General features: G+C 71.8%; 4 protein-coding genes. All 4 read right to left on the reverse strand.

The window, feature by feature from the left end:
• Positions 1–7,051, reverse strand: a 7,051-nt coding sequence (locus LO771_RS29560) for a non-ribosomal peptide synthetase (RefSeq protein ID WP_230748161.1), incomplete at its 3' end; no start/stop codon positions are given.
• A gap of 131 nt (positions 7,052–7,182) precedes the next feature.
• Positions 7,183–8,739 (reverse strand): MFS transporter, encoded by a 1,557-nt coding sequence (locus LO771_RS29565; RefSeq protein WP_255745040.1) that lies wholly within the window; start codon positions 8,737–8,739, stop codon positions 7,183–7,185.
• 199 nt (positions 8,740–8,938) lie between these two features.
• Entirely contained in the window at positions 8,939–9,151 is a 213-nt protein-coding gene (locus LO771_RS29570; RefSeq protein ID WP_230748164.1) for an MbtH family protein, read from the reverse strand.
• A 797-nt stretch (positions 9,152–9,948) separates the two neighbouring features.
• The gene (locus LO771_RS29575) at positions 9,949–11,325 is read right to left on the reverse strand and encodes an IS1380 family transposase (protein ID WP_230748166.1); all 1,377 of its coding nucleotides are present in this window, start codon (positions 11,323–11,325) and stop codon (positions 9,949–9,951) included.
• Between the last annotated feature and the right edge of the window lie 140 nt (positions 11,326–11,465).

The raw sequence follows: 11,465 nt of genomic DNA on the forward strand, positions 1-11,465 counted from the left end.
GCGGCCGGTCGGTCGGCAGGGCCAGTTCCTCCGGCAGCCCGGACAGGGCCTTGCGCCAGTAGGCCAGCTGCTCGTTGAGCAGGCTGCTCGGATCCTCCTCACCGCCGAGGAGGTCCTGCTGCCACAGTGCGTAGTCCGCGTACTGGACCGGCAGCGGCTCCCACTCCGGAGCGCCACCCGCCACACGGGCGCGGTAGGCCTGCGACACGTCAGCGGCCAGCGGAACCAGCGACCAGCCGTCCGCGGCGATGTGATGCACCACGACCACGAGAACGTGGTCACGCGAGCCCACCGTCAGCAGACCGGCGCGCAGCGGCAGATCCGCCGCCAGGTCGAACGGTCGACCGGCGATGGCCGCGACGGCGTCCGACAGGCCCTCCTCGGAGGCCTCGCCGGTGCCCAGCTCGAAGGAGACGGCCTCCGGCGCGGTGATCCGCTGCTGCGGGGCACCGTCGACGGTCGCGACGACCGTGCGCAGCACCTCGTGGCGGACCAGTACATCACGGAAGGCCTCCTCCAGTGCCGTCGTGTCGAGGTCACCGCGCAGCCGCATGGCGAAGGGGAGGTTGTAGGTCGCGTTCAGACCTTCCAGCTCGCCCAGGAACCACAGGCGGCGCTGCGCGAACGACAGCGGCAGCGCATCCGGCCGCACACCGACCGTCAAGGCGCGGCGCATCGCTTGCCCGCCGTCCGCCAGCACGGCCGCGATACTCGCCGCAGAGGGGGCGTTGAAGAGCATGCGCAGGGGAACCTCGACGCCCAGCACGGTACGTATCCGGCTCAGCAGCCGGGTCGCCATCAGGGAGTGGCCGCCGAGTTCGAAGAAGTTGTCGTCGGGACCGACCTCCGGGACGCCGAGCACCTCGGCGAACAGGGCACACAGCTGCGCCTCCCGCTCGTCGGCAGGCTTGCGGTCCGAGCCGGCCGATGCGCGCTCCGGTGCGGGCAGGGCCTTGCGGTCCACCTTGCCGCTCGGGGTGAGCGGCAGCGCGTGCAGGACGACCACTGCGGACGGGACCATGTACTCCGGCAGCGTGGAAGCCGCATGCGTGCGCACGTCGGCCGCGAGCCGGAGCGCGTCCGTGTCCGTGTCCGTCGTGCCATCGACCGGCACCACGTAGGCGACGAGCTGCCGATCGCCGGGTACGTCCTCCCGCACCACGGCGGACACCTGTGCCACCGAGGCGTGTCCGGCGAGTACGCTCTCCACCTCGCCCAGTTCGATGCGGAAGCCGCGCAGCTTCACCTGGTCGTCGGTGCGGCCGAGGTAATCCAGTCCGCCGTCCTGGCTCCAGCGGGCGAGGTCGCCGGTGCGGTACATCCGCGAACCCGCCGGACCGAACGGGTCCGCCACGAACCGCTCCGCTGTCAGGCCCGGGCGGTTCAGGTAACCCCGCGCCAGGCTCGCGCCCGCGACGTACAGCTCACCGGCGACACCCGCCGGCACGGGCCGCAGGGCCGCGTCGAGCACGTACACCCGGGAGTTGGGGAACGGGCGGCCGAGAGGGGCCGCGGACCGGCCGCACACACCGTGCAGCACGTCGCCGCTGGTCTCGGACGCCCCGTAGTAGTTCACCAGCCGGGCGTGCGGCAGTGCGCGGGCGAACCGCTCGGCGAGATGCCGCGGGATGGCCTCGCCGGTCGTGACCCACAGGCCGCACGCCTGCAGGCCCGCCTCACCGGAGTCCAGCAGGGCCGCCAGCAGGCTGGGCACGACGGTGATCCGTCCGATGCCGTGCTGCCAGATCATGCGGGCCAGGGCGTGCGGGTCGCGTGCCTGCTCCGGGTCCGCCAGGACGACCGGGCTGCCGTGCAGCAGGGAGCCGAGGAGTTCCGTCGAGCCGTCGACGAAGCTCAGCGAGCTCTTCGCCAGAGCGGGGGCGCCCGCCTCGAAGGGGAAGGCCCCGGCGATGCCCGAGACCAGGTTGACGACACCCGAGTGTGTCAGCACCGCACCCTTGGGCCGGCCCGTCGAGCCCGACGTGTAGATGACGAGGGCGGCGTTCTGCCCGGACGTGCGCGCGGCCCGCTCGTCCTCGGACAGGTCGCCGTCCGGCAGTCCGGCCGTGCGCGCGGCGGTGTCGGGTGCGTCGAGCACCAGCGTGCCGACCGCTCCTGCCGTACCGGGCACCTCCGGGAGGCGTACGCCGCCCGCGCTGACCGTCAGGGCCGGCCGGGCGTCGTCGAGCATGTAGGCGATCCGCTCCGCCGGGTACTGCGGGTCCAGGGGCAGACAGGCGGCGCCGGTCTTCAGTACGGCGAGCAGCGCGGCCACCATGTCGACGGAGCGCGGTACCGCGAGGGCGACCGGCTTCTCGGGACCCGCTCCGTGCTCGAGCAGCAGTCGCGCCAACCGGTTGGCCCGCGCGTTCAGTTCGGCGTAGGAGACCTGGCTGCCGGCGAAGACCAGGGCGACGTCCATGGGCGCGGCTGCGGCCCGTGCCTCGAAGAGTTCGTGTACCGGGACGTCGGGAAGGCGGGCCTGGGCTGCGGCTCCCGACCAGTCCTCGATCAGCCGTACACGCTCGGCCGCGTCCAGCACGTCGATGGCGGTGACGGGGCGGTGCGGGTCGGAGACGACCGCGGTGAGGACGCGGGTGAACCGTTCCGTGAGCGTCCGGGCGGTCGTCCGGTCGAACAGGTCGACGGCGAAGGTGAGCTCGCCCCGCAGACCGGCGGGTTCGCGGTCCTCGCCGAACGTCTCGGTCAGGGAGAGGTACAGGTCGTACTTGGCGCCGGGTTCCTCGGCCGCACCGGCGGTCGTCGCAAGCCCGGGCAGGTCGAGGACGGGCTGTGCGTTGTTCTGCAGGACCAGCATCACCTGGAACAACGGATGCGTCGCCCGGTCGCGGGCGGGGGCGAGGTCCTCGACCAGCCGCTCGAAGGGGACGTCCTGGTGGCTGAACGCGCCCAGCCCGTCCTCCCGCACCCGGGCGAGCACCTCGGTGAAACCGGGGGCGCCGGACAGGTCGGTACGCAGGACCAGGGTGTTGAGGAAGAGGCCGACCAGGTCGTCCAGTGCCGCGTCGGCCCGGCCGGCGACCGGGGTGCCGACGGGGATGTCGTCGCCGGCGCCGAGCCGGGAGAGGGTGACGGCGAGGGCGGCCTGGAGGACCATGAAAACGGTCACGTTCTCGCGGCGGGCCAGCAGGACCAGTCGCCGGTGCAGGTCAGCGGGCACCTCCATCCGGACGCTGTCGCCCCGATACGACGCGACCGCGGGACGGGGCCGGTCGGCCGGCAGCGCCAGTTGCTCGGGAAGGCCGGCGAGGGCGGTGCGCCAGTGGGAGAGCTGCTCGTTGAGCAGGCTTGCGGGGTCGCTCTCCTCGCCCAGCAGTTCACGCTGCCAGAGGGTGTAGTCCGCGTACTGCGCCGGAAGCGGCTGCCACGCGGGCGCCTCGCCGCGCAGACGGGCCGCGTACGCCCGCGACACGTCGGCGGCGAGCGGGGCGAGGGACCAGCCGTCGGCGGCGATGTGGTGCACGACCAGGAGGAGCACGTGCTCCCTGGGGGCGATGGTGAACAGGTCCGCCCGCAGGGGTGCCTCGGCCGCGAGATCGAAGACGTGCGCGGCGGCTTCGGCGAGTGCCGCGTCGAGGGCGGTCCCGTCGAGTCCGGTCGCGTCCCGCACGGTCAGCAGCGGTCCCGTCTCCGCGAGGTCCAGGACACGCTGGAGCGGCTCGCCGTCGACGGCGGGGAACACCGTGCGCAGTGCCTCGTGCCGGTCGGCAGTGTCCAGCAGGGCCGCCGCCAGCGCCTCGGTGTCGAGGTCACCGGTGAGGCGCACGGTGAAGGGGAGGTTGTAGGTGGCGCTGGGCCCCTCGAGTTCGCGCAGGAACCACAGGCGGCGCTGGGCGAAGGACAGGGGGACGGTATCGGGGCGCCGCCGGGCCGTCAGGGCTGGCCGCGCCCGCGTGGCCCCGGTGTCGAGCCGCAGGGCCAGTGCTGCGGCCGTCGGGGCCTCGAAAAGGGTGCGCAGGGAAAGTTCGGTGCCCAGAACGGCACGCACCCTGCTTGCCAGCTTCGCGGCGAGCAGGGAGTGCCCACCCAGGTCGAAGAAGCTGTCGTCCACGCCGACCCGGGCGACGCCCAGGACCTCCGCGAAGAGGGCGCAGAGGGTCTCCTCGCGCGGTGTGGCGGGGGCCCGGTAGGCGTCGGTGGGATCGTGCTCCGGTGCGGGCAGGGCGTTGCGGTCGACCTTGCCGCTCGGGGTGAGCGGGAGGGCGTCCAGCATGACCAGCGCGGAGGGCACCATGTGGTCCGGCAGCACGGCCGCCAGGTGCCGGCGCAGGGCCTGTGGCTCGATGTGCCGCCCCGCCGCGGGTACGACGTATCCGACCAGGCGGCGGCTTCCGGCGGCGTCCTCGCGGACCACGACGGCGGCCTGGGTCGTGTCGGGGTGGGTGGCCAGGGCGGACTCGACCTCGCCCGGCTCCACGCGGAAGCCGCGGATCTTGACCTGGGTGTCGGCGCGGCCGAGGAACTCCAGATGCCCGGCGGGGTTCCAGCGGGCGAGGTCGCCCGTACGGTACATCCGGGTGCCGGGGGCGCCGTAGGGGTCGGCCACGAAGCGCTCGGCTGACAGGCCCGGCCGGTTGAGGTAGCCGCGGGCCAGCTGCGGGCCGCTGACGTACAGCTCGCCGGTGGTGCCCGCGGGCACCGGGCGCAGGGCGCTGTCGAGCACGTACACGCGGGAGTTGACGAGCGGACGGCCGAGAGGGGCGTTCCGCGGGCCGCACTCGCCGTACAGGACGTCGCCGGTCGTCTCCGAGGCGCCGTAGAAGTTGACCAGCCGCGCGTCGGGCAGCATCCGGGAGAAGCGTTCGACCAGATGGGTGGGGATGCTTTCGCCGGTCGTCACCCAGTGCCGGCACTCGGCGAGCCCCGGTACGTCTGCGTCCAGCAGGGCCGCCAGCAGGCTGGGAACGACGGTGATCCGTCCGATGCCGTGCTGCCCGATCATGCGGGCCAGGGCGTGCGGGTCGCGTGCCTGCTCCGGGTCTGCCAGGACGACGGGGTCGCCGTGCAGCAGGGAGCCGAGGAGTTCCGTCGAGCCGTCGACGAAGCTCAGCGAGCTCTTGGCCAGCGCCGGGGCGCCCGGCTCGTACGGGTACTGGCGGGCGATGGCCGTCAGCAGGTTGACGACGCCCGAGTGCTGCAGGACGACGCCCTTGGGCGTGCCGGTGGAGCCGGAGGTGTAGACGACGTACGCGGGGTGGGACGGCGTGAGTGCGGCGAGGCGGTCGCCGTCCGTGAGGTCGTCGGCGGGTAGCGCGGCCGCCTCGGCCCGCAGGACGGGATCGTCGGCCATCAGCAGCGGGGCGGTGGCGGTGCCTTCGACCGCGGGGCGTGACGCGTGGGACGCCAGCACGACCATCGGGTTGGCGTCGGCCAGCATGAGCGTGATGCGTTCCTGCGGGTACGTGGGGTCGACGGGGAGGTAGGCGGCGCCGCTCTTGAGCACCGCGAGCATCGCCACCACCATGTCGGCGGAGCGGTGCAGCGCGAGGGCCACCAGGCGCTCCGGCCCGGCTCCGCGCGCGACCAGCAGCCGGGCCAGCCGGTTGGCGCTCTCGTTCAGCTCGCCGAGGGTAAGGGCGGTGTCGCCGGACACCAGGGCCGTGGCGTGCGGGGAACGGGTGGCCCGGGCCTCGAAGAGGTCCGTGATCGTACCCGGGGGTACCGTGCCGGGTGTGCCCGCCCAGTCCTCCAGTGCCTGGGCGCACTCGTCGGTGCCGAGGACGTCCCACTGCCCGAGGAAGTCGTCCGGGGCGGCGTTCCTCAGCCAGGTCAGCGCGTTGCCGAAGTGCCGGGCAGTACGCCGTGCCGCCTCGGTGCCCGATGCCGCGGAGGCGGCGTCGACCGCGATGTGCAGGCCGGAACCCGGGAACCGCTCGTGGACCGCGATCGACAGGTCGTGGACATTGCCGACGGAGAGGGCGTGCGCGGTGACGGCCAGGTCGTCGAAGGTGACGTCGTAGTCGAACAGCATCACGTTCGCCACCGCCCCGAAGAGCGACGTGCGACCGGTCAGCTGAAGGTCGCGGACGATGTCCTCGTAGCGGTAGCGCTGGTGCCTGAGCGCGCCGCGGAGGGTCTGCGTGACATGGCGCACGAACGCGCCGAGCGTGTCCCCGGGACGCACCCGGAAGCGGACGGGCAGGATGTTCGCCATCATGCCGGGGGTGCGCATCTGCACGTTCCCGCGGCGGCCGAGCACGGGAATGCCGAGAACCACGTCCTCGGTGCCGGCCGTCCGGCTCACGCACACGGCAGCCGCCGCGACGAGCAGGGCCGAGAGGCTGGTGCGCAGGCGCCGCGCCGTGACCCGCAGGTCCGCGGCGTCACCGGGGCCGACGCCGGCCGAAGCGCGGACCGAGGTGCCGAGCGTGCCGGCCGCGAAGGTGCCGCTGGGTTCGGGCAGGTCCGGGAGGTCCGCATAGGTGTCATGCCAGAATTCCCGGTCAGCCTCGAAGTCCGGCGAGGCCCGGTAGTCCGCCTCCTCGTCCAGGAGCAGGGAGAAGGAGGGGAAGCCCTCCTCTCCGGGGGAGGCGCCCTGCCTCAGGGCGGTGTAGATCCGGGCGCAGCGCGAGACGAGCAGGGAGCCGCTGTAGCCGTCGCCGATGAGGTGGTGGACGCGCTGGTACCAGAAGTAGCGGTCGTCCCCGGCCTTGAACAGCACATGGGTGAACAGGGCCTCCGCAGTGAGGTCGAAGGGCCTGGCGAGGTCTTCACGCATCCAGGCTTCCGCAGCGGCGCGCGGATCGGCCTCGGCGCTCACGTCGGCATGGTGGAGCGTCCAGGCCTCGTCCGGGACGACCCGCTGGAGGACCTCACCGTCCTCCTGCGGTTCGAACCGCAGGTGGTAGGCGTCCGCCTCGGCGACCGCGCGGCGCAGCGCCGATTCGAACAGCGCGGTGTCCAGCCGGCCGTGGATCTCCATGTACTCGGCGATGTTGAACGCGCCGCTCCCGGGATCGAGCTGCTGGGCGTTCCACACACCCTGCTGCCCGGCCATCAGCCTTCGCCGGTTACCTGCGTACTCGGGCATTGCCTCACCTTGGTGTCGAACATGAGCTGGGGGAACGAACCGCGCCGCGGGGGCCGGCCTGCGCGCCGACGTCCTGGTGATCTGTCGGGATGCGCGACGTGTGCAGGGGTCCGTGGAGTTGGTGGTGGGGATTACACGGCGGGTGACGCGCCTCTGACGTCCACGGTGCGTCTCCCGCCCGACCGCGTGCCGGACGGGAGCGAACCGCGCCCGTGCGAGAAGCGCGTGTGCGTGCCACGGCGACCGGCTGTCGTCGGTCCGGTCCAGCGACGACCCGCCGCACCGGCGCCCGCGTCCGTCGTAGGACCACCCGCGTTCTCGTCGACCGGGTCCTGCGTGATCGAGGGCGGGGCGTCCGCAACCGTCGCCCGACTGTTCGGGCTGCTCACCGGACTGTCCACGGCCACCGACCGGCTGTCCGCGATCCCGTGGACCGTGGGGCTCCCGGCGGCCGCGGGGGGTGCCGGCGTGTCGGTACGGCCGCGCCACAGGAAGACGCAGGCCAGGAATAGCAGGGATGTGCCTGCGGCGAACGGTGCCCGGGGACCGGCGCCGTGATAGGCGAACCCCGCCAGCGGCGGGCCGAGCGCCCCTGCGCTCACGGTGGCCATCTGGTTCACCATGGTCACCCGGCCCAGCAGGCGGGTCGGCACACGTGACTGACGAAGCGACACCAGGGTCACGTTCCAGATCAGGTTCGCGGCCCCGCACCCCGTGATCGCGGCCACGGCCGCCGGGCCGGACCCGGCCAGGCCCAGGCAGGCACAGAGAACGCAGGTGGCGAACGCGCTGAGCTGCAGCACGCGCACGGAGCCAATGCGGGCGTCCAGGAGGCGGACGATCGGAACTCCGACGAGGCCGCCGACGGCGAACGCCGCCACCAGCACCGCGTAGCCCGAACTGCCCACCCCGAGCACCTGCCTGGCGTACAGGACCAGAACGGACAGCAGGCCCGCCATGACGAGGTTGAGCACGGACGCCACCACGCAGAGCCGCCGCAGCGGGGGGTCCCGCCACAGCCGGCTGATGCCCTCCAGGGCCTCGCGGCGCAGCGACCGCCCTGCGGGGGCGGAGGCTCCGGTTTCCGGGCGGGTCCGCGTCGCGGCGCGCACCGTCACGGTCACCGCCGAGGAGAACACGAAGGACAGCGTGTCGACGGCGAGCGGAAGCCATGACTTGATCCCGAAGAGCGCGGCGCCGGCCGGGGCGCCCAGCATGCTCCCTGCGAGCAGCGCGCCGACCTGCAGGCGGGCGTTGGCCGCGGCGATTCTGTCGCGGGAGACGATCGAGGGTACGAGGCCCGACCATGCGCCGTTGTAGAGGGTCTGCCCGCAGCCCAAAAGGAAAGCCACTCCCGCGAGCAGCGGGACGGACAGGGCATCGGCCATCGTGGCGAGGACGAGTGCGGCCGTGACGATCGCGCGCGCGGCATCGACGAGGGACAGGATGCGGCGGCGGTCGAAGCGGTCCGCGAGCACTCCGGAGGCCACACCGAGAACAAGCCAGGGAAGCTGCCCGGCGAACGCCACCATGGCGACCTGCCGCGCGTCCTCGGTGAGGCCGGTGGTGAGGAGGGGGAGGGTGACGAGGCGCATGCCGTCACCGATGCTGGAGACGCTCACCGCGACCCACACTGCGTGGAACTGTCGCGGAAGCCGATGGCGGGAACCCCGCCGAGGAAGGTTCATGTACAAGTCAAACGATCTTGGGTCCCGGAGTTGCTAGGACGGTAGAGCGGCCGGCTGCAGGTGGAACCGGCCAGACCTGGGGCAGGCCTGGGCCAGCGGTCGCCGACGATGCCGCTCCGAGCAGCGCCAGCTTCTGCCGCGCCCGCCTCGTGGCCGGTCGGCCGGCGTTGACGCCGACGGATGCCCACCACATCACGACTCAGTTGTCGCCCATGGCGTCGGCCAGGCTCTTGGGCCGCATGTCGGTCCAGGTCTTCTCAATGTAGTCCACGCACTCCTGCCGCGGAGCCGCGCCGAACTCGGTCTGCCAGCCCTCGGGAACGTCGACGAAGATTGGCCACAGCGAGTACTGCTTCTCCTCGTTGACCAGCACGAGGTACTGGGCGTGCTGGTCCTCAAACGGGTTCGTCATGACAGGTCTCCACCTTCTGATCGTGAAACGGACCACTTCAGGGGTCCGCACGGACCGCCTCGCCCCTGAGGGCGCACGGAAGGATCGGCTTCGACAAGGACAAAACTTTCGAAACCTCTTCTTCCATGCCGCGGCACAGCAAAGCAGATGATTACTTTCGATTGATAATGATCGAAGTTGATTGATCAAACGGACGGTTAACGGCGTCCGACGGAATGGCGAGAGGGATGAGTCATGACCATCGCATGACTGAGGATCTTGAGGAACGCCACCGATCAGGTGACTGCTGCAGGCAGTGGCGGCTGAGGTCCCCGCGCGGCCGGTCGAGGCGTCTCACGTCTCGGCTTGACTCTGCCGGAGGTCTCGGGTGGCCTGCATAGCTGACCGCTCGCCAGGCACGGGGACACAGGGCGTCTTGCCGATCGAGGTAGTCCTGAAAGGCTGCAGGCGGTCGCGGAGGGCGTTGGTTCCTCCAGAGGACTTCGGCTGAGCCGTTCGACGTTGACGGCGATGGCAATGGCGTGGGCGAACTCGCAAATGGTGCCTTCAAAGCCGGGTTGGACCGCGTAACGCTCGCGCCAGGCCGGGGTCCGTACAGCAAGTCTGGAGAAGGCGGTGCCGTTAACCTCGACCTTGCATGACGGATCGTCAGCTTCGCTGGCGGGCCGTTTTCGCTTGTCCGGGGGTGTTTCTGCGCTGTGGGGAGGCCGGTGGCCCGGCTGTCACGTCGGGTGGGCGCCGGGTTCCACGGCTCCGGAAGTCATCGGGTGCTCGTCGGGATGGGGCGTTGTTGCTGTTCAGCCGGGGTTCGGCAGGGCGCTCAGCCGTTCGAACGCGCTGGTGATCGCGTTTGTCCAGGGCCAGTGACGGGCGAGGCGGAGGTAGCGGCGGCGTCCGGTGGTGACCAGCTGGGCGGCGGCGGAGAACAGCCGCAGCCGCAGGCGTTTGGGTTCCCATCTGCGGGCGGGTCCGGGCAGGGCGAGCATCGGCATCCAGGCGAGCAGGTCGAGCGCAAGCTGGACGATCTCCAGCCAGAGCTGGTTCTGCGCGGCGTCGTGGAGGGGGAGGTTGCGCAGGCCGGTGTCGCGGGCGGCGCTGATGCGGTCCTCGGCGCGGGCGCGCTGGCGGTGCCGCAGCTCGAGCTGGGCGATCGGGGTGCCGGTGGTGTTGGTGGCGAAGCAGGTCAGCCGCATGCCGTCGGTGTCGGTGAAGCGCAACTGCGCGCCGGGGTGCGGCCGTTCCTTGCGGACGATCAGCCGCATGCCCTTCGGCCAGCCGGTCAGGACGTCACCGGCGAGCTCGGCGACCCAGGCGCCGTCGCGGACCTTGCCGTCCGGTTCGACGGCCGGGGTCCAGGCCGAGGCCGGGATCAGGAGCACGGCGGCGTGCACGGCGTCGGTGATGGTCATCCCGACCGAGTAGGACAGCCATCGACCTCGGGCGGTCAGCCAGTTGAGGAACTTGCGGGTGCCGCCACCGGAGTCGGTTCGAATCAGCGTGCGGCGTCCGCGCCGGTACTTCTTCGGCAGCTGGGCCAGGGCGAGGCGGGTCGTTTCGATGTGGTCGGCGGCGGTGTTGCTGCCCGCGTTGCCCGGCCGCAGCAGGCCCGCCACCGGTTCCCCGGACCCGTCCGGGCCGTGGTCGACGAATGCGAACAGCGGGTGATGGCCGAAGGTCTTCTTCCAGGTCTTGGCGGCGTGCTCCTTCTCGGAGTGCGCCAGGACCAGTACGCCGTCGATATCCACGACCACCTCGCCACCCGCGTCCGGGGCTGCGTCGCCGGCCAACTTCCAGACCCGCTCACGGACCTCGGCCCGCGCACTTCGGATCGCCGCGAGCGCGCGGGAACCGGCCGCGGCCAGGGTGTCGACCAGGCGGGAGACGGTCGGGTCGGAGGCCACCGGCCCGAACACGGCCGGCTCGGCCCGCAGCATCGCCACATCGGCCAGGCAGTCCCCGCCCAGAGCCACCGCGACCGCGAGGTCCAGCAGGATCTTGCCGGGATCGTGCACGGCTCTGGGCTTGCGCCACGGCGCCAACGCCGCCGACACCTCCGCCTCCAACCCCGCCTTGCGGACGGTCTCGACCAGCAGAACGGCGCCGGCCTGCGAGACCACCCCGCTGCCACCACCCGACACGCGCACACGCGGGTACGACCCGATACGATTGCTCACCTGGAAAGTGAGGGACTCTGTCGGGGATCTTGAGGTTCCAGGGACAAGGCTGGTGGCGGTTCGGGACACTCCGGGTGGTTCGGTGCAACCGTCTCCCTGAGGTGATCAGTGTCCGTTCGCTCCCGGTCCGGTGCGATAGT

The organism is Streptacidiphilus sp. ASG 303 (assembly GCF_020991365.1).
Classification (GTDB): domain Bacteria; phylum Actinomycetota; class Actinomycetes; order Streptomycetales; family Streptomycetaceae; genus Peterkaempfera.